24 protein-coding genes are annotated in these 17,319 nt (G+C 38.1%); 5 read left to right on the top strand and 19 right to left on the bottom strand.

Annotated elements, in window-relative coordinates:
* Positions 1–6: 6 nt before the first annotated feature.
* Positions 7–3,555, bottom strand: a complete 3,549-nt coding sequence (locus IQ236_RS17250) for an AAA-like domain-containing protein (protein ID WP_193870437.1) — start codon at positions 3,553–3,555, stop codon at positions 7–9.
* A 128-nt stretch (positions 3,556–3,683) separates the two neighbouring features.
* On the opposite strand from IQ236_RS17250, the gene IQ236_RS17245 reads away from it, so the two are divergent.
* Positions 3,684–4,547 (top strand): amino acid ABC transporter substrate-binding protein, encoded by an 864-nt coding sequence (locus IQ236_RS17245; RefSeq protein WP_193870436.1) that lies wholly within the window; start codon positions 3,684–3,686, stop codon positions 4,545–4,547.
* A gap of 154 nt (positions 4,548–4,701) precedes the next feature.
* Here the strand turns inward: IQ236_RS17245 and IQ236_RS17240 are convergent, their stop codons facing one another.
* The 4 genes from IQ236_RS17240 to IQ236_RS17225 form a co-directional block, all read right to left on the bottom strand.
* Complete coding sequence (locus IQ236_RS17240) at positions 4,702–5,037, bottom strand: DUF3082 domain-containing protein (RefSeq protein ID WP_193870435.1); 336 nt, start codon at positions 5,035–5,037, stop codon at positions 4,702–4,704.
* 3 nt (positions 5,038–5,040) lie between these two features.
* Entirely contained in the window at positions 5,041–5,988 is a 948-nt protein-coding gene (gene ispE, locus IQ236_RS17235; RefSeq protein ID WP_193870434.1) for a 4-(cytidine 5'-diphospho)-2-C-methyl-D-erythritol kinase, read from the bottom strand.
* Positions 5,989–6,051: 63 nt separating this feature from the next.
* On the bottom strand, positions 6,052–6,897 hold the full coding sequence (rsmA, locus tag IQ236_RS17230) for a 16S rRNA (adenine(1518)-N(6)/adenine(1519)-N(6))-dimethyltransferase RsmA (protein WP_193870455.1): 846 nt from the start codon (positions 6,895–6,897) through the stop codon (positions 6,052–6,054).
* A 7-nt stretch (positions 6,898–6,904) separates the two neighbouring features.
* Positions 6,905–7,288 (bottom strand): nuclear transport factor 2 family protein, encoded by a 384-nt coding sequence (locus IQ236_RS17225; RefSeq protein ID WP_190523760.1) that lies wholly within the window; start codon positions 7,286–7,288, stop codon positions 6,905–6,907.
* Positions 7,289–7,474: 186 nt separating this feature from the next.
* Here IQ236_RS17225 and IQ236_RS17220 point away from each other — a divergent pair, with 186 nt between their 5' ends.
* Positions 7,475–8,584, top strand: coding sequence for a tetratricopeptide repeat protein (locus IQ236_RS17220; protein ID WP_193870433.1), 1,110 nt, complete (start codon positions 7,475–7,477; stop codon positions 8,582–8,584).
* A 348-nt stretch (positions 8,585–8,932) separates the two neighbouring features.
* Here the strand turns inward: IQ236_RS17220 and IQ236_RS28060 are convergent, their stop codons facing one another.
* The 8 genes from IQ236_RS28060 to IQ236_RS28370 form a co-directional block, all read right to left on the bottom strand.
* A complete protein-coding gene (locus tag IQ236_RS28060) occupies positions 8,933–9,058 on the bottom strand; it encodes a hypothetical protein (protein WP_265578693.1) in 126 nt (41 codons plus the stop codon).
* A gap of 33 nt (positions 9,059–9,091) precedes the next feature.
* A complete protein-coding gene (locus IQ236_RS17215) occupies positions 9,092–9,271 on the bottom strand; it encodes a type II toxin-antitoxin system PemK/MazF family toxin (protein ID WP_228041695.1) in 180 nt (59 codons plus the stop codon).
* A complete protein-coding gene (locus tag IQ236_RS17210) occupies positions 9,268–9,483 on the bottom strand; it encodes a hypothetical protein (protein WP_193870458.1) in 216 nt (71 codons plus the stop codon). The genes IQ236_RS17215 and IQ236_RS17210 overlap by 4 nt, the downstream gene beginning before the upstream one ends.
* A 214-nt stretch (positions 9,484–9,697) precedes the next feature.
* Positions 9,698–10,090, bottom strand: a complete 393-nt coding sequence (locus IQ236_RS17205; protein ID WP_193870432.1) for a hypothetical protein — start codon at positions 10,088–10,090, stop codon at positions 9,698–9,700.
* Between the two features lie 12 nt (positions 10,091–10,102).
* Positions 10,103–10,462: a hypothetical protein gene (locus tag IQ236_RS17200; RefSeq protein WP_228041694.1), complete on the bottom strand. Its 360-nt coding sequence runs from the start codon at positions 10,460–10,462 to the stop codon at positions 10,103–10,105.
* A gap of 74 nt (positions 10,463–10,536) precedes the next feature.
* Complete coding sequence (locus IQ236_RS17195; RefSeq protein ID WP_193870431.1) at positions 10,537–10,779, bottom strand: YgiT-type zinc finger protein; 243 nt, start codon at positions 10,777–10,779, stop codon at positions 10,537–10,539.
* A 1-nt stretch (position 10,780) separates the two neighbouring features.
* Positions 10,781–11,092: a DUF4258 domain-containing protein gene (locus tag IQ236_RS17190; RefSeq protein ID WP_193870430.1), complete on the bottom strand. Its 312-nt coding sequence runs from the start codon at positions 11,090–11,092 to the stop codon at positions 10,781–10,783.
* A gap of 67 nt (positions 11,093–11,159) precedes the next feature.
* Positions 11,160–11,429, bottom strand: a complete 270-nt coding sequence (locus IQ236_RS28370) for an NACHT C-terminal alpha/beta 1 domain-containing protein (protein WP_407676159.1) — start codon at positions 11,427–11,429, stop codon at positions 11,160–11,162.
* Between the two features lie 67 nt (positions 11,430–11,496).
* Between IQ236_RS28370 and IQ236_RS17185 the strand changes: the two genes are divergently transcribed.
* Together IQ236_RS17185 and IQ236_RS17180 are read left to right on the top strand one after the other, a co-directional pair.
* On the top strand, positions 11,497–11,826 hold the full coding sequence (locus IQ236_RS17185) for a DUF433 domain-containing protein (RefSeq protein WP_083618452.1): 330 nt from the start codon (positions 11,497–11,499) through the stop codon (positions 11,824–11,826).
* Complete coding sequence (locus IQ236_RS17180) at positions 11,826–12,206, top strand: DUF5615 family PIN-like protein (protein ID WP_193870429.1); 381 nt, start codon at positions 11,826–11,828, stop codon at positions 12,204–12,206. Before IQ236_RS17185 ends, IQ236_RS17180 begins: the two co-directional genes overlap by 1 nt.
* Before the next feature lie 119 nt (positions 12,207–12,325).
* Here the strand turns inward: IQ236_RS17180 and IQ236_RS17175 are convergent, their stop codons facing one another.
* From IQ236_RS17175 to IQ236_RS17160, 4 genes are read right to left on the bottom strand one after another with little or no spacing between them, the layout of a single operon-like run.
* Positions 12,326–12,760, bottom strand: a complete 435-nt coding sequence (locus IQ236_RS17175) for a PIN domain-containing protein (RefSeq protein WP_193870428.1) — start codon at positions 12,758–12,760, stop codon at positions 12,326–12,328.
* Positions 12,761–12,762: 2 nt separating this feature from the next.
* Entirely contained in the window at positions 12,763–12,984 is a 222-nt protein-coding gene (locus IQ236_RS17170; protein ID WP_083625634.1) for a hypothetical protein, read from the bottom strand.
* Between the two features lie 22 nt (positions 12,985–13,006).
* Positions 13,007–13,216: a hypothetical protein gene (locus tag IQ236_RS17165; RefSeq protein WP_193870427.1), complete on the bottom strand. Its 210-nt coding sequence runs from the start codon at positions 13,214–13,216 to the stop codon at positions 13,007–13,009.
* A gap of 31 nt (positions 13,217–13,247) precedes the next feature.
* Positions 13,248–15,005, bottom strand: coding sequence for an NACHT C-terminal alpha/beta 1 domain-containing protein (locus tag IQ236_RS17160; RefSeq protein ID WP_228041693.1), 1,758 nt, complete (start codon positions 15,003–15,005; stop codon positions 13,248–13,250).
* Between the two features lie 414 nt (positions 15,006–15,419).
* Here IQ236_RS17160 and IQ236_RS17155 point away from each other — a divergent pair, with 414 nt between their 5' ends.
* Positions 15,420–16,019 carry an alpha-ketoglutarate-dependent dioxygenase AlkB family protein gene (locus IQ236_RS17155; protein ID WP_193870426.1) on the top strand — a complete coding sequence of 200 codons (600 nt, stop codon included), beginning with the start codon at positions 15,420–15,422 and terminating at the stop codon, positions 16,017–16,019.
* Between the two features lie 178 nt (positions 16,020–16,197).
* On the opposite strand, the gene IQ236_RS17150 is transcribed toward IQ236_RS17155, so the two are convergent.
* Positions 16,198–16,536, bottom strand: a complete 339-nt coding sequence (locus IQ236_RS17150; protein ID WP_193870425.1) for a hypothetical protein — start codon at positions 16,534–16,536, stop codon at positions 16,198–16,200.
* A 32-nt stretch (positions 16,537–16,568) separates the two neighbouring features.
* Complete coding sequence (locus IQ236_RS17145) at positions 16,569–16,724, bottom strand: hypothetical protein (protein ID WP_193870424.1); 156 nt, start codon at positions 16,722–16,724, stop codon at positions 16,569–16,571.
* Between the last annotated feature and the right edge of the window lie 595 nt (positions 16,725–17,319).

The raw sequence follows: 17,319 nt of genomic DNA, 5'->3' as shown, positions 1-17,319 counted from the left end.
ATTCCCTTATTTAAGCCTTTTCTGACATAAGTTTCTATCTTCAGGACTAACCATTAAATTTGTTTTTAAATAATCTTTTACCCAATGGCAAGCATAAGCAAAATCATTCAAGCTTAAAACCTGATGTAAATCCCATAATATAACAGTCTTATCAGCACTCGCTGAAATCAGGGTTTTGCTATCGGGACTAAACTTAACATCATCAACTTCATTATCATGAGCATTCAAAGTTTTAACTAAACTACCATCCATTTTCCAGAGTTTAATTGTTTTATCTTGACTAGCAGAAGCAATAAAATGCTGGTCAGGACTAAAAGCCACCGCCATAACAGTTCCAGTATGTCCCGTTAAGGTATGTTCATCAACAAAAGATTTCAGTGATGGATTCCACCGCCATAATTTTACCGTTTGATCTCGACTAGCTGAAGCTAAAACCTGTCCATCAGGACTAAACACGACATCCCAAACCCCATCTTGATGACCCGTTAAAGTTTGTAACAGTTGACCTTGAAAATTCCAGATTTTAACGGTATTATCGTCAGAACTAGAGGCAATCCATTGATGTTCAGGTTGAATTGCAATTCCCCAAACTTGACCCTTATGACCCTCCAAGTAGGAGCGAAGTTTGCCATCCAGTCCCCAAATATTAATGTGTTTATCCCAACTTCCTGAAATCATAGATTGACTATCAGGACTAAATTTCACATCCCAAACCCCCCATTTATGTCCCTCTAGGGTTTTATAGGGTTGGGTGTTTAACAATCCTGTCTGAGTTCTTTGCCAAAGTTTAATCGTTGCATCATCAGAGGTTGAAGCTAACCAGCGACCATCAGGACTAAATTCTACCCGATTTACCCGCCACTGATGTCCAGTTATCAAGGTTTGTAATAATCGACCTTTCTTTGTCCAGAGTTTAATGGTTTTATCTAGGGAAGAGGAAGCAATGATTTGACCATCCGGGCTGAAATTAACACCCCAAACGGCATCTTGATGTCCAATCAAGGGCATGACTAAAGCATAGCCAATTTTCGAGAGTTTAATACTTTTATCCCAACTTGCAGAAGCAAGAGTTTCACTATCGGGACTAAACGCAACAGCACTAACTTCTCCCTGATGTTGCCATAATGTTTTATAGGGGTTATAGAGGGAAGTCGTCGAATCTTTTCGCCAAAGTTGGATTTGTTGATTCCGAATCGCCCCTGCTAAGAATTTGCCATTAGGACTAAACGCCACACCCCAAACTTCATCTTCAAAGGGGCCAAAGGTCTGGAGTAACACCCCCTCCCGACTCCAAAGTTTAATTGTTTTATCCCGACTGGCGGAAGCCAACTGTTGACTATCAGCACTCCAAGCCACCGACATCACTTCAGCTTGATGTCCGGTGAGGGTTTTTAACAATGTGCCATCGGATTTCCAAATTTTAACCGTTTGATCTTCACTTCCAGAGGCGAATCTTTGACCATCGGGACTAAAGGAAACGGTTTTAATTTTTTTTGTATGGGCGGCTATGGTTTTTAACAGTTTCCCGTCTATTGTCCATAATTTAAGGGTTTGATCAAAACTCGCAGAAATGAGTGTATCTTCTGTGGGACTAAAACTCACAGCCATCACCGGGTCTTCATGTCCACTCAGGGTTCTTAGGTATGTCCCGTCCGTTTTCCAGAGTTTAATCGTTTTATCGTTACTGGTGGAAGCCAGAAGCGGTTGACGGGGACTAAAAGCAACACTAAAAATAGCATCTTGATGGCCGATTAAAGTCTTAACCAATGAACCATCGGGTTTCCAAAGTTTAACTGTTTTATCTAAACCCCCAGACGCAATTAAATCTCCTTTGGGACTAAACCCTACGGAATGGATAAGGCTGGTATGTCCCAAGAGTTGATTATATTCTTGAATTCCATAAACGGATTTTTGTAAAGTTAACTGCACACTTTCACGGGTTTTAGAATCAACATTGGGTAAGGTTTGTAATTGTTTATAAGCTTTCATCGATTGAATTAACGCTTCAAATCGTTGATTTAGGGCAAATAAAGCTTCAGAAGATTGGCGTAAGGCTTTCATTTCATTGGTTTTTGCTTGTTGTTCATTCACCCTCGCTTGATGATATTGAAACCAACTAATTCCACTTAATCCCATCGCAATAATTAAAGCACCACTCACTGATAACAGTAAAAATCGTTGCAGTTTTGCCGTTTGTTTTTCTTGAATAAGACGAGCTTCTACTTCCTGCATTCGGGCGGCTTCTAAAGCTTGCTGCATTTCCCGACGGTCTAATTCTTCACTTTTAGCTAAAAATTGATAATCTAAATCACTAATACTGCGACCACTTGACCAATTTTGAGCTTCTTTTAAAGCTTGTCCTCGTAAGAGTCGGGAAGAATCTTGTTGATTTGATTGTAACCAGGCATCAAAAGCTTGAGAATAGGGACGCAGGCTACTAAGTTGTTGGGTAACCCAATCGGGATCAAATACTTCTTGATAAATTCGGTTTTTGACCCAGAGAATTCCGCCAGTTTTGATGACTAAACCGGATAAAATTAGTTCTGATTGTTCGTTACTATCATCAGTAACAACTTCTAACCCCTGGAGAATATTTTGATAGATACCAAGGATTCTTCCTAAACGATACTGATTATATTCTATGCGGTTACGGATGGTTTTTAAATGTTCCGGTTCATCTTGAGATTCCCATTTATAAATTATATGCGATCGCACTAAAGATTCTACCCAAAATCCTTCTGTCCCAGGGGGAATTGTTAAAACGTCATTGAGGGTATCCTGAGCAGAATTAAGTACCAATTGGCAGATTTTTTGAGTTAAAAAGGGTTGTCCTCCTGTCCATTTAATAATTTCCCGCATCACAGCCTGAGCATTTGTAATTTTTTTCTCTAAACCTGGAATTAACGGTTTAACTTCATTGAGGGTAAAGCCTTCTAATTCAATAGCTGTGCCAATATTAAAGGGGGTACGACTGCGATCAGAAATTAAATCGGACGGTGTAGCAACCCCAAATAAAGCAAAGCTAACCCGGTTATATTCAGGATTAATTGCTCTTTGGTTATAACAAAATCGAATAAAGGCAAAAAAATCATCAACTTTAAAGTTTAAACTTAAAATACTATCAATTTCATCTACAAAAATAATTAATTTTTTATCGGGAAATTGAGTCAATAAAATATCCTCTATAAAGTTACTTAATCGTTGAACTACTGAAATATCTTCTTCTTCTTTCCACCAATTCTTTAAATTAAATTTACCTAACAGGTTAAAGCCGCGCCATAATTCGCTAACAATTCCTTTATACCATTGTTGCGCTGTTACCATTTCGCTGCCAATGCGCGTCATATCTAATGTTGTACACTGAAAGTCTTCTTGTTGTAAACGATAACGAGTTTTAACCAGCAAAGAGGATTTCCCCATTTGTCGAGAATTTAAAACATAACAAAAATTCCCTTGATGTAATTCAGCATACAAATCTGAATCTGCTTTTCTCACAACATAAGTCGGAGCATCTTGGGCTAAACTTCCCCCAATTTGATAGTTAGAATAAATCATGAGATCTAGGGCACACCGAACAGCTTAATGGGTAGCAGTATATTATTTTTTTGAGCCTCTTGCCTTAAGATCCCGATTAATGGTATAGGATGACAGAACATTTTAATCTGCTTAAAAATTTAACACAGATGAACAAAAAACTGGCTGTTTCTCTCTTGACTCTTCTCTTTACCGTTAATTTTCCTTTATTAGGTTGGGCTGAAACCGTGTTAGAAAAAGTAAACCGGACAGGGGTGCTGACCGCAGGGGTGAGGACGGATGCGGTTCCCTTTGGTTATACTGACAACAATAACGCCTTACAAGGATATTCTGTTGATTTAATTAAATTGATTCAACAGCGTTTAGAGAAACAATTGAATAAACCGATTAAATTAGAATTAAAAACCGTCACCTTAAAAAATCGATTTACTCAAGTAGAAACAGGTCAATTAGATATTGTTTGTGAAGCCACCAGCATTACACCAGAACGAGAAGAAATGGTTGATTTTTCCATTCCCTATTTTACCAGTGGAATTCAACTGCTAGTCCGAGAAGCGGATGCAGAACGTTTAGATCCCACAAAAGCCTCAGAAACTCAATTAGAAACTATCCGAGAAAATAATATCACCGTTGGATTTTTACTCGGAACCACAACAGATGATGAATTCCGTCCGATTTATCCTGAAGCAAAATGGCAAGTTGTGGGTAGTCGTGCGGATGGAATTCGTCGGTTAAGAGCAGAAGAAATTGATTTAATGGCGAGTGATGGAATTCTATTATTAGGTGAATTATGGGAACAAGGGGAAGATTTTAAAGGGTTTCGTTTAGTACCTGAACAACCTTTAACCTTTGAAAATTACGGCTGTATTTTACCTCAAAATAGTGCTCAATGGGGAACCTTGGTTAACCAAACCATTACCAGTGAAGAAAATACTCAACTGTGGAATCAATGGTTTGATCCTAAAACAGGGCGTTTTCCTTACCAACGTTTTCAAAGTAAAGCTAAACCTTAAAAGGGGAAAGTCCTCTCCTTTTCCTTTTTATTCCTAGTATCATTAATGTCAAATTCAACTGAAAACCTCTGATTAGATCCCCCTAAATCCCCCTTTTTAAGGGGGACTTTGAATCTAATCCTTTAGCTGTTTTCAGATTTGTAAAATGTAGGTTTTAACCATGGGAGGACGGAACATTCGGTTTGATTAACCGTTGAATACTAACGTATATTGCTAATAGGATTACTCCTGCGGATAGAAAACTAAACAAAACCGTTCCCATTGTGAATAAACCTACAACCAGGGTACGAACTGCTGTTGATATTTGAATCACCGTAAAATTCTCGGATTGAATCGGTTTGTTAGCGAATTTTTCAGCGATAATATGGGTTAATTTATAAAAGACTAAGGCAACTCCCCCATACATTAACCCATTTGTAATACAACGGAATAAATTAATGGCATCTGTTTGTGAGGTCGTTTGAGGTGTTTTAGAAGTTGGTTCAGTCATAGTTTATGAGTGTGCTAAACGAATACCAGTAGAAATAAATTTTGCTGTCCAAAACTCTAATTCTGGATTAGCGATTTGGGTTTTTACAGCTTCTAAAACCCGTAAAGCTTCGGCTTCAGATTCTGTTAAGGCAAACACCGTTGGCCCGGAACCGGACATCATGGTTCCCAGAACACCTTGAGCCTCAAAAGCTTCTCGCAGTTGTAAGACTTGGGGATATTCGGGTAAGGCGACTTTCTCTAAATCATTGTGCAGTAATTGACCAATTTCTGCCCCATCTCGGTGCATAATGGCAGAAACCATCGGCCCAGAATGAACCCGTTGTTGACGAGTTTGTAAATCCTGGGCTGCTGAAATGTAGGTATCGTTAAACTGTTGACGATAGGTTTTATAGGCCCAAACTGTCGAAATTCCCAAGTTCCGATATTTGGCTAAAACCACATACAAATGATCTAAATTTGTGAGGGGAGAAAGTTGTTCACCCCGTCCCGTTGCTAAAGCAGTTCCACCTTGAATACAAAAGGGAACATCGGAACCAATTTGAGCCGCTAATTCTTCTAATTCACTTTGAGTTAAACCTAATTGCCAGATTAAATCTAAACCCACTAAAACCGCCGCTGCATCCGTTGAACCTCCGGCTAAACCTGCGGCTATAGGAATATTTTTTTTGATATTAATTTCCACTCCCCCAAATTGTGCCATAGCATCGGGGAATTGTTGGGCTAATAATGCCGCCGCCCGATAAGCTAAATTGGTTTGATCATTGGGAACTTCTGCATGGGTACAGCGCACACTAATGGTATCAATTCCAATCGATTGAATGTCAATTTGATCGGCTAAACTAATACTTTGGAGTACCATTGCCAATTCGTGATATCCATCGGGGCGATCGCCTATAATTTCTAAGTAGAGGTTAATTTTTGCCGGAGCAATTAAAGAATAGGAACGCATTTGTATTCACAAGACAAACAAAGTTGTTGATTGTTTACAGGTAAGGGCGGGGTGACCCCGCCCCTACAACTGTTGATCGTTGACTGATAGTTCAGTCCATAAACAGTTACTCAAATTTACCCATTGTTCAACACTGAGGTCTTCGGCGCGAACTTGGGGGTTAATCTCTAATTGTTCCAGTAATTGGGTTAATTGATCTCGACTGACCACACTTTGTAAATTATTTCTTAACATTTTGCGTTTACTGGAAAATCCTAATTTGAGTAAAGTTTCCAAATATTGGGGGTTAGAGGCGGGATGTTCGATGGGACGGGGACGCAAACGAATCACCGCAGAATCCACTTTTGGCGGGGGATAAAAGGCTTTTGCGGGGACATCACAAATATAATCGCAGTCGGCGAGATATTGGACTCGAACAGACAACGCCCCAAAGGTTTTAGACCCTGCATGGGCGGTGATACGTTGAGCGACTTCTTTTTGAACTAACAGGACAATTAATTCATAGGGGTTGGGGTTTGGTTCCCCAATGGTTCCTAATAATTGTTCAACAATTGGCCCGGTAATATTATAGGGAATATTAGCAACAACTTTATTGGGATTTTGGAAATTGGGAAAATCCTGTAATTGCGTTGCAATATCTAAGGTTAAAATATCCCCTTGTAATAATAAAAAATTCTCTTTATTGCCTAATCGTTTAACCAGATTTTTGCATAAATCCGTATCAATTTCAACCGCAACAACAGACGTAGCTCCTGATAACAATTGAGTCGTTAAAATCCCTGTTCCTGGGCCAATTTCTAAGATTCGATCTGAGGGAGATAATGACGCAGATTTAACAATTTTACTTAACGCTTTTTCACTGCGTAACCAATGTTGAGCAAATTGTTTTCGAGGTTGGGGCGATCGCATAGATGAATTAAATAATGGGACTACCATGATGATGAATTAAATACCATTGATTTGCCATCCGAGTATAAATATTCGTTGCCATTGATGTTGCTTGCAGGCGACGGCGACCGACAATTTGCATCACATTTTCTGTTAAAATAACATAAGCAATATCTCCATTAATTTCCGTTGAGATAATTTGGGTTTCAATTTCTAAATATTGAGTGGCTTTAAAAATTTGCTCCCAGGAAGCTCGAATAGCTTCCCATCCTTTCACCGCTTTCCGTCCAGGATGAATGCAAACCGAAGCAGTACCCTTTGACCAAAGGGTACTCATGGCTTCTAAATCCTGTTTTTCAAAAGCTCGATAAAATGCTTTATTGATCGTTAATACCAGTTGTTCATCCGTCATAACGCTGAAGTAGGGTGAGGGGGTGAGGGAAAGCAGAATAAGCGGCTCTCTTCACAAGTGGCCCGAATTATGTCAGTATCATTTCCAGCATCAGGTGTTAGGGATTGGTTAACGGTTAACCGTTGGCTATCAACCGTCAACATCAAAATGTGACAGACTCGCTCAACTTCTCACCCAAATTAGGCCGTGTCAAATCGAACTCAATTGTTAGTTAGTCGTGTTTTAGTGGCTGTGATTGCCATGACCACACCACAAATTGCTCAAGCTACGGAAATTGTAGCTCAAGCCAACCCCCAAGCCAACAAACAGCTTAATGATTTGTTAGAACAGGGCCGAAAGTTGGTGGATGCTGGAGATCTGGAAAATGCCATTACCATCTATACCCAAGCGGTTGCTTTAGATCCTAGAAACGCTAAAATTTATTCAGGGATTGCCTATTTAGAAGCGTTACGCGGTAACTTCCAAGTTGCGGCTCAATATTATCAAAATGCCTTAATATTAGAACCGAATAATGCGGATTTTCAGTATGGTTTAGGGTTTAGTTTAGCCAATTTACAACAATATGATGCGGCGGCGGATGCCTATCGTCGGGCGACAATGCTCAAACGCGATAATATTCAAGCCCATCAAGGGTTAGCCGCAACCTTATTCCGTAAAGGGGACTATACAGGGGCAATTCGAGCTTATCAAACTATTCTCACCCTTGACCCGCGTAATTGGCAAGCTTATTCTTCGATGGGAATGGCATTTCTCAAGCAAGAAAACGTGATGAAAGCCTTAGAAGTGCTGCAACAAGCGGCAATGATAGCCCCCAATGAAGCGAGTATTCAAATTAAATTAGGAGCCGCTTTATTAAAATATGGCGATCGCAATGGGGGTGTTGCCGCCTTTGAACGTGCCGCCCAACTCGCTCCCCGTGATGGGGATGTACAATTCCAAATTGGTGAAATTTTTAAAGCTGAGGAAAACTGGGAAGCCGCCAGCCAAGCTTATCAACGGGCTTTAGCGTTAAAACCAACTTTGATGGAAGCGAATGCAGCCCTCGGAGAATTGCAACTCGCACAACAAGATTATGTCGGGGCAATTATTAGTTATCGTCGGGTGATTGAAAATAATCCCAATGATGCCTCTGCCCATTTTAATATGGGATTGGCGCTGAAAGGTCGAGGCAGTCGAGAGCAACAAGCGATCGCATTTTTCCAAAAAGCCTTAGAACTTTATCAGCAACAAGGCAATCCCGAAGGCGTCAAAAAAACCCAAGCTGCTTTACAGCAATTACAACCGAAAAAAAAGTAAATTGATGTTATTAGCGATCGCCTTTCCATGAGAAACAAATTAAGCTGTTTTGAGGAACGTGCGATCGCACAAGGCTATCTCAAATATTTGTATTAGGTTTACGAGATATTCCCTTCTGTTAGTCTTTCAAGAGAAACAAAATTTCTAGGTTTAAAAAAATAAACTATCCTTTTGAGAGTTAGCTCGTAAATAGTCAATTAAAACATCTGTATCTATTAATAATCTTTCTTCCATTTTTCTATTTTAACGATTCAATTCCGCTCTCAATTGTTCTAAGTTAGGAATATCCTCTCGATGTTGCCAAATCCCCCTAGCTTGTTGCATGAAATCTAAGCGTTTTTTATGTTGTTAACTTTTAATTAGTTCTTCAATGGCAAAGGTAATTAATTCCTGTTGAGATTTCCCTGTAAAGTGAGAGATTTCTCTCAGGGCTTGTTGATTTTGTTCAGTTAAGTTAATTTGAGTTTCGCTCATAGCTCATTTGTTTGTGCTCAGGGTAATTCAATTTTACACCAATTTGCAGGAAAAGATGTTTTCACCCTTTGTTCCTACAATTACAGTCACCACTAAGGGTAATTTATTGATAGAATCAATGGATAAAATTAACACAGGTCTTTCTCCTGCTTGTTCTCGGCCCTGAACTGGATTAAGATTAACAAAATAAATCTCGCTTCTTTGAATGGTCATAAATTGGTTAAACCATCCATTTCAGTGATTTTAAATTCCTGTTCTATTTGCTGAATCTCAGCTTGAATAGATGGATCGTTTGCCATCGCTTCTAATTGTGTTGTTAAGTTAGAAACGCTGATTTCTATTTCTTGATCTCCATAAGTAGCTTTTAATTTTTCTAAAAAGCTCTGATCAAGTTCACTAGCTTTTAAACGATAGGTAGTTACCATTTTGAGTGATTGTTTTTGTTTTGATTTTCGGCCTGACTTCTTCCCCTATTATACCTCATAATCCGCAAGAAACCGGGTTTCTTCACTATCTAGTTTTCGCCAAAAGTTCCTAACTAAAAACCCAATTTCTCCCCTAAAATTCCTCTAACCAAGTTTAAATTACTCCTAACAAATTATCCTAATTGGGAGGAAACCCGCGTCAAAGTGCTAGGGTTCATCTCATCACAGTTGAGTCTATATTGATTTGCCAATTTTCATCAATAAATTGTAGATTTTCATCATAAATAATCGTCAGTTCACCCAGATTTTTTGGCTGATTATGATTAGATGAATCTTCAGCAAAACTAGGGTTAACCTTAAGGCAAAACTTGAGTTGAAGCCAGCGTTTTTGACCTGTGAAACCAATAGCACTACTGACTAATTCAGGAGACAGGGAATGGGGTAAAATAATCTCTTCATAAAATTCATCTTGTTCATCCCAGTATCCAGATATTTTATAATCGCATAATTCCAAATGTTCTCTGACAAGTGCGTTAGCATTTAGATTTTCTAATACTTCAGTTAAATCTTGCCAAACTGGATGATTTTTAAATTCAACTATTGTCATAACTTTCTGTAATTAATGTTCTGTTACCAAACCCGGAAAATGTAATACTCCATTAATGATTCTTGCATGAAATCGCCTATCTCCTCCTTTCCCTAATACTTTTGATTTAAAATCAAACCCTTCTACTTCTGAAACCACTAAACCCATATTACCACGAGGGGAAACTATTCCTCTTTCAATCGCTTTTAAATGTTTATTATTCTGATCATATTTTAGCCCTAGTTGGATTTGATCTATGCTAAAAGATACTAACTGACCATTAGCAGTTTGATAGATTATATTAGGCTGAATTTCTGCCCAGCTATTGGGTAGAGTTTCCATTGAATTTTTACTAAGATTATCAAATTTTATTCTATCATTTCCTCTAACCAACTTTGCAGTGTCCCTAACAAATTATCCTGACTAGGAGGAAACCCGCGCAAAGGTATCTCTAGGGGTTCATCGATTTATTGAACTCGGAAAGATTGACCAATAGCTTCAAATTGATCTACGTTTTGTTGTGTTAATTTTCGTCTAATTTCCGCGAATCTTTGGACTTGGGCAGGAGTGTATAAGCGTTCACCGCAGTTTAAACAAACTTGTGCAGGAATTTGAAGAATCGCAGTATGATTCCCTCCTCGTAAAATTTTTTCAACTTCTTTCTCTATCATTTCTCCTGAACAAATTGGGCATTTTTTGAGAGTTTGCATTTTAGTATCTCCTTTTTTTATAATTGAACCATCGTTGAGAATCAGGACGGTAAACAGTTACTAGGGTGGCTGTTTTGGTTTCTACATCATAATCCCAAACACTGTGTACGGGTTCATGGGAAAAAGTGTCACCATAAATTAAGCAGCGAGGATAAGGGGAGTTATTAGGATAGGTTTCAATGATTTCACCATACATGACAGAAAAATAAATTTCATCAAAGGAAAGTTGATCTTTGGCGGCTTCTTCATCGGCATGATCGGTAATCCAGATTCGCTGATCTAATATGGCATCAATAATATTTTTTAATTGCATTGATATTCATCATGATTAATATTGGGTAAAGGTTCTCTTTAATTTGTGCTAAAATTAGTCAATTTTATTATATCATTTCCTCAATCCAAGTTTGAATTACTCCTAACAAGTTATCCTGACTGGGGGGAAAACCGCGCAAAGGTGCTTCCAGGGGTTCATCGGTTATCCAGAGGATGTGTAAACCCAGTTTAGCATTGGCAATTTTGCGACAGCAGGTGAGGAGTGGGGGATGAGGTTTACAGTTATGGAAAATTAGGGCAAGGTGGGGTTTTTGCAGTTGACGTTTTACGTTGATAATCAGTTGTTTGAGTTGGGCAAAGTTGCTGACAGTGGGGATGTCTGTTTGACATGATATAATATTAACAAGTCAATTTCCACCACTTGAAAATTAGGAGTATTCGCCCATGCAACTCGAAGACTATTTTGACTTTCAGCGACCCGATGATATTCGGGTTAAAGGAACGCGAATCGGCATTGAAACTATCCTCTATGATTTCATTCATCGCGCTCGCACTCCTGAACAAATTGCTCAAACTTATCCATCTCTTAACCTGGAACAAGTTTATGCGACTATTCTTTATTATCTACACAATAAAGAAGCCGTTAGTAACTACATTGCTGATTGGTTGGAGTGGAGTCATCAGCAACTAAAAGCACAAGAACTTAATCCATCCCCTTCTGCTATCCGCCTGAGAAAACTAAGAGCCGAAAGAGATCTTGTTGAGAAAGCATAATGCCTTTAAAATATTTGCTGGATGAAAATGTAGATCCGATCTACAAAATAGGATTAAGTAAAAATGAGTCTGATGTAATCGTTTGGGCGGTGGGTGAACCTCACTGTCCCCGCAGAGGTACTTTAGATCCAGAAATTTTACTTTGGTGCGAGGAGTATAATTTTATATTGGTGACGAATAACCGTAAATCTATGCCTGTCCACTTGGTGGATCACATCAACGAAAGTCGTCATATACCAGGAATTTTTCTTCTCAATGTTAAGTTAACCGTGGGGCAAAATATTGATGAGTTGATTTTCTTAGCACAGGTATCTTTTGAAGGTGAATATCAAGACCAAATTATTCATTTGCCCCATAGTTATGTTTTAGGAGTGCAATAATCGCTCCTAACAAGTTATTCTGACTGGGGGGAAAACCCCCTTAATGGTGCTTCTAGGGGTTCATCGATTCATTGAACTCAGAAAGATTGACCAATGGCTTCAAATTGATCTAAATTTTGTTATGATTTAAACGGATTAATAATAGTAAGTTGCTGAGAAACAATTAACCCATCTTGCATATCTTCAGAATACAGAGTATCTGCACCACCCGATAAAGCACTGGCAACAATCAAACTATCCCAAAACGAGAAATTATATTGAGTGCGTAAATCAGAAGCTATAACAATAATATTGCGATTAATATCCATGACAATACAACCCTGATAAAATTCTTCAATAATTTGTCTAATTTTAATTTCACTAAGTTTGGCTTTTTTGCATAAAACAGCACAAACTTCATTAATCACTTGGGTACTAATCAAAATGTTTTTTTGATTAGTCAAATTGATAGCAATGTTATGCTTTTTAATTTCTTCAGAACGATCACTATCTGGATCTATCAAAAATTGATATAACCATAGATTAGAATCACAAAAACTCAGATTATTTGGCATAACTAGAGTTGATGTATGTCATCTTTGGTTAATTTACGCACACCCGGAACGGAAATTGGATTTTGCGTTAATTCGGCAATGATTCCCGTTTGAGAAATTCTTTTAGGTTGTTTGAGGATAATCACTGTCACCTCGTTTTCTTCTCTTAAATCCTGTTGATATTCTTCTGGGATCTCGATGATACCTTGTTGGATTTTTGCTTTAAATTCAACGGAATTAGCCATCTTGTATTCTCCTTGTCTATGATTAAGCTTGATCAATCTGTTCGCGGGTGAGACAACCATTGACTTTAATCGGCTTTTCTGTTAAAATATCAATGATATCTGTTTTTTTCATGTTGACTTGGGAACTGGCTAAATGATCGAGTTGGTTTTTAGCTTGAAACGCCTCGATAATGGCTTGGATTTGTTCAATTTGTTCTGGTCTTAACCCACTAATATTAATAGTTTTGCTCATAATTGATGCAGATGAATGAGATAGGATAATTTTAACACAATTCCTCAATCCAACTTTGCACCGCCCCTAACAAATTCTCCTGACTGGGAGGAAACCCGCGTAAAGGTACTTCCAGGGTTTCATCAGTTATCCAGAGGATGTGTAAACCGAGGTTAGCATCGGCAATTTTGCGACAGCAGGTGAGGAGTGGGAGATGAGGTTTACAGTTATGGAAAATTAGGGCTAGGTTGCGTTTTTGCAGTTGTTTTTTTAGGGTGAGAATCTGTTGTTTGAGTTGGGCAAAGTTGCTGACAGTGGGGATGCCTGTATCGGGGAGTGCGAGGGAGTAAATTAGGGTGCAAAGTTCTTGACAAATAGTGATGGTGTCTGTTTCATCTGCTAGGGATTGAATGTTGATTGGTAGGGGGTAAGTTTGGGGAGTGGGTTGGAGTTGGGAGAGGATATCGAATGTCAAAATCACGTGATTATCTGACTTTTGGGAGGTTATTGCTCTTAGTCCATTAAATGCGGTGTTTACTATCTGAACACCTAGCCATGCTTTTACCGCATTTTCAGCTACACCCAAGCCTCTACCTGCGAGTGTCATCCAAATTGGCGTGCTAGTTTCAGAATCATACAAATTTGACCAACTCACGGGATTTTCTGCCGGATTTTGACAAATTACAGGCAACCAACTTGCACAAGGAAAATCTTTTTCTAATCCGTGTAACTGCTCTCGCGCTTCTCTGACAGAAATATATAAAGAGTTACCATTAGAAAATGAACTTAAAAAATATTTCAAAAATTCTTGAGCCACTAAATCGGGTACAGGTTCCCGCATGACAATCATTTGAGGCATCTGTAACTCAGTTAAATCTCTAGCAATTCCTAAACCATCACAGGAATTGAAAATCGCTAACTGTAACCCTCGTTCAATTGCCTTTTGTAGAGCATATTTTAAATCGGGAATCGTCAAACTTTCTTTAGAATTAATATACATTTTTCCCGTCGTACCATCGGGATTACTGCTACTATGTCCAGCAAAAAATAAAATATCCCATCCGTTCTCATCCCAAAGTTTTTCGTTAAATTCCTGGCGGTTGGGTTCAACTAAAAACTCCGGTTCAGCATTAGATAAATTTTCCAAAAATTTCCGATCTGCATTAATATCAATACCCGTTTTATCACCTAAAATCGCTAATATCCTAACTTTAGGTTTAGGTTTAACCAACTTTTCTACTCGTTCAAAGGCTGAGGAAAACAGCGCCACTTCTGCTAAACGATAACTGGCAAATAAATCCCACAAATACCAAGGCAATCTTCGCAATAGAGGATCTTCCGTCTGAATAATGACCCGCACAATATCATCGGTTTTTATCTTTTCCAGAAACTTCTCTTTAATGGGGCGAAAGAGTTCTGAATTAAGCCAATGATTTAACTGTTCTTTTAAAAGATTACCGTTTTTTATTAAATCAAGATTTGAAAAGCTGTTAACTGGATTAGATAGTGTCATCATCCTAAAACCTGACAGTTTTTTGCGATATTCTGATTGCCAAATGAGGTAAGTCCAAGGAAATTCAGTAATATCGAGATTTTTCTGTATTAACAAGTATGCAAGGTGATGTAACCCTCTCTGGACACAAAGATAAAAGGCAAAACTAATGACTATTGGTTTAGGAATACTAAAGGGGGGAAGTTTGCCATCAAGGGAGGTGTAGGAGCGATCGCCCTTTTCTGAGATCTGCAAGTTGACCGGAAACCCTTGCTCAAAACTGCCTTCCCCAATTTTAAGAATAACTAACTTTTCCATAGCTCCAGTTTATTAATTTAATAGATAAGAAGGGCGATCGCAATTTCTTTGCATCACTTAAATGAGCAGGAACTTTGCGCTTTCACTTGTAATGATTATGGCAGCATTGAAGCGCAACAGGCAATAGGATTACTGTAAATTAACTTAACATTTTCGGGTTAAATATTGCGATCGCTCAATAATGTAATAAGCTAAAGTCCCATGTAAATTGTGACTTGTTTTTTCAACTGTTTAGCAAAAGGATTTGATCTTCTCTTCATTTTTGACAGATCGTATTCCGGTTCCATTGGTTTATCTCCTATATTCTTTACTTTCGTTTTCAGTAGGTTTTCTGGCTGATATGATTCTAATGATAGTGGTTCTCATACTGATGATGCTACAATATAGCGATCGCTCCAAGAATTACCGATCAATATGCCTAAACTCAATTCAAATTTGATTAGCCAAAACCTAGAACTACCCAATGCTGAAGTAATTCTCTATCCTCGCCTATTTCAACCCCCAGAAAGCTATCAACTATTGACCCAATTATTGAACCAAATTGAATGGAAACATGAACCCATAAAAATTTTTGGCAAATCCGTCCTTCAGCCTCGGTTAACTGCTTACTATGGAACTCAGGCTTATACCTATTCTGGTGTCACCATGCAACCCTTACCTTGGAATTTACCCTTATTACAAATTAAAGAAAAAATTGAGCCTTTGGTTAATACTCAGTTTAATGGAGTTCTCCTGAATTTATATCGAGATGGTCAAGATTATATTGGCTGGCATAGTGATGATGAAAAAGAATTAGCCCCAGGTGCGGTAATTGGTTCTTTGAGTTTGGGGGAAACCAGGCGGTTTATTTTTAGACGTAGGGATAATCATCAAATCAAAGTTGAACTGAATTTAGGTGATGGTGATTTTTTAATTATGGGTGGTGAGACACAGAAGTTTTGGCAACATCACGTTCCTAAAAGTGCTAAATCCACTCAGCCCAGAATTAATCTAACTTTTCGGGTGATTAAATAAATTAATTTGAGAAACCGGGTTTCCCAACAGAACTTCTAGAAACCGGGTTTCTGTCATAACTTTTGTTTCTTAACCGAAAGATAGCTTAAGAAACCCGGTTTCTGTTATAACTTTTGTTAGTTAACCGAAAGATAGCTTAAGAAACCCGGTTTCTGTCATCAGGTAAAAATATAAAAAGTTAAGGAACAAAATAAATTCGATTTTCTTCTAAGAGATTGCGGAAAGAAGCTGAGTTATACCAGCCAATACATTCCTCATAATCTCTAGGAATTCCTAGATTAACTCCAATAATTCCTCCATATTTTTCAGCTAAAATTAACACAATTTGACTAAGTGCTTTTTGAAAGATATCACTTTTGCCCAACATATATACAAACAGTTCACATTGAGGATAAAAACCAAAGTCATTTTCTATTTCCTCAATTTTAATCCAATCTTTAGGCTGACGCAGAATGATAAAAAAATATACGCCATAGTCTGCTAATTCCCAATTAGGGTTACCATCATAGCTATGCAAAAAATAAGGGGAAACAAATTTTCTTCCTAATTTTAGATAAAAATTTTTTTGAGATTTTCCTTGAGATATCTATCTCTATCTCTTTGAGTTAGATTTTTACAATATTGAAATTTTCCATTTAAGAAAACATCTAGTTTTCTAGCACTAATGCGATCAGGAATTAAAACACTAGCTTGGATACTTCCCATAATTATAACTCCTTACTCAAGATATTATTTTTGTTTGAAACCAAAAATTGTGGCTTTCCCGGTTGATTTTACCTCAATGCGATCTCCCCTGAATCAGAAACCCGGTTTCCCAACAGAACCCCTAGAAACCGGGTTTCTGTCATAACTTTTGTTGGTTAACCCAAAGATAGCTTAAGAAACCCGGTTTCTGTCATAACTTTTGTTGGTTAACCCAAAGATAGCTTAAGAAACCCGGTTTCTGTCATAACTTTTGTTGGTTAACCCAAAGATAGCTTAAGAAACCCGGTTTCTGTCATAAGTTTTGTTGGTTAACCCAAAGATAGCTTAAGAAACCCGGTTTCTGTCATAACTTTTGTTGGTTAACCCAAAGATAGCTTAAGAAACCCGGTTTCTGTCATAACTTTTGTTGGTTAACCCAAAGATAGCTTAAGAAACCCGGTTTCTGTCATAACTTTTGTTGGTTAACCCAAAGATAGCTTAAGAAACCCGGTTTCTGTCATAACTTTTGTTGGTTAACCCAAAGATAGCTTAAGAAACCCGGTTTCTGTCATAACTTTTGTTGGTTAACCCAAAGATAGCTTAAGAAACCCGGTTT

It is taken from the genome of Planktothrix mougeotii LEGE 06226 (assembly GCF_015207485.1).
Taxonomy (GTDB): domain Bacteria; phylum Cyanobacteriota; class Cyanobacteriia; order Cyanobacteriales; family Microcoleaceae; genus Planktothrix.
The sequence above is the reverse complement of the archived record's forward strand: the minus strand, read 5'-3'. Positions and strand labels throughout refer to the sequence as shown.

Excerpts from the sequence above, each read along its gene's own strand:
- IQ236_RS17250 (WP_193870437.1), bottom strand. The coding sequence starts at position 3,555 with ATGATTTATTCTAACTATCAAATTGGGGGAAGTTTAGCCCAAGATGCT.
- IQ236_RS17245 (WP_193870436.1), top strand. The coding sequence starts at position 3,684 with ATGAACAAAAAACTGGCTGTTTCTCTCTTGACTCTTCTCTTTACCGTT.
- IQ236_RS17240 (WP_193870435.1), bottom strand. The coding sequence starts at position 5,037 with ATGACTGAACCAACTTCTAAAACACCTCAAACGACCTCACAAACAGAT.
- ispE (WP_193870434.1), bottom strand. The coding sequence starts at position 5,988 with ATGCGTTCCTATTCTTTAATTGCTCCGGCAAAAATTAACCTCTACTTA.
- rsmA (WP_193870455.1), bottom strand. The coding sequence starts at position 6,897 with ATGCGATCGCCCCAACCTCGAAAACAATTTGCTCAACATTGGTTACGC.
- IQ236_RS17225 (WP_190523760.1), bottom strand. The coding sequence starts at position 7,288 with ATGACGGATGAACAACTGGTATTAACGATCAATAAAGCATTTTATCGA.
- IQ236_RS28060 (WP_265578693.1), bottom strand. The coding sequence starts at position 9,058 with ATGAGCGAAACTCAAATTAACTTAACTGAACAAAATCAACAAGCCCTG.
- IQ236_RS17215 (WP_228041695.1), bottom strand. The coding sequence starts at position 9,271 with ATGACCATTCAAAGAAGCGAGATTTATTTTGTTAATCTTAATCCAGTT.
- IQ236_RS17210 (WP_193870458.1), bottom strand. The coding sequence starts at position 9,483 with ATGGTAACTACCTATCGTTTAAAAGCTAGTGAACTTGATCAGAGCTTT.
- IQ236_RS17205 (WP_193870432.1), bottom strand. The coding sequence starts at position 10,090 with ATGACAATAGTTGAATTTAAAAATCATCCAGTTTGGCAAGATTTAACT.
- IQ236_RS17195 (WP_193870431.1), bottom strand. The coding sequence starts at position 10,779 with ATGCAAACTCTCAAAAAATGCCCAATTTGTTCAGGAGAAATGATAGAG.
- IQ236_RS17190 (WP_193870430.1), bottom strand. The coding sequence starts at position 11,092 with ATGCAATTAAAAAATATTATTGATGCCATATTAGATCAGCGAATCTGG.
- IQ236_RS17185 (WP_083618452.1), top strand. The coding sequence starts at position 11,497 with ATGCAACTCGAAGACTATTTTGACTTTCAGCGACCCGATGATATTCGG.
- IQ236_RS17180 (WP_193870429.1), top strand. The coding sequence starts at position 11,826 with ATGCCTTTAAAATATTTGCTGGATGAAAATGTAGATCCGATCTACAAA.
- IQ236_RS17175 (WP_193870428.1), bottom strand. The coding sequence starts at position 12,760 with ATGCCAAATAATCTGAGTTTTTGTGATTCTAATCTATGGTTATATCAA.
- IQ236_RS17170 (WP_083625634.1), bottom strand. The coding sequence starts at position 12,984 with ATGGCTAATTCCGTTGAATTTAAAGCAAAAATCCAACAAGGTATCATC.
- IQ236_RS17165 (WP_193870427.1), bottom strand. The coding sequence starts at position 13,216 with ATGAGCAAAACTATTAATATTAGTGGGTTAAGACCAGAACAAATTGAA.
- IQ236_RS17160 (WP_228041693.1), bottom strand. The coding sequence starts at position 15,005 with ATGGAAAAGTTAGTTATTCTTAAAATTGGGGAAGGCAGTTTTGAGCAA.
- IQ236_RS17155 (WP_193870426.1), top strand. The coding sequence starts at position 15,420 with ATGCCTAAACTCAATTCAAATTTGATTAGCCAAAACCTAGAACTACCC.
- IQ236_RS17145 (WP_193870424.1), bottom strand. The coding sequence starts at position 16,724 with ATGGGAAGTATCCAAGCTAGTGTTTTAATTCCTGATCGCATTAGTGCT.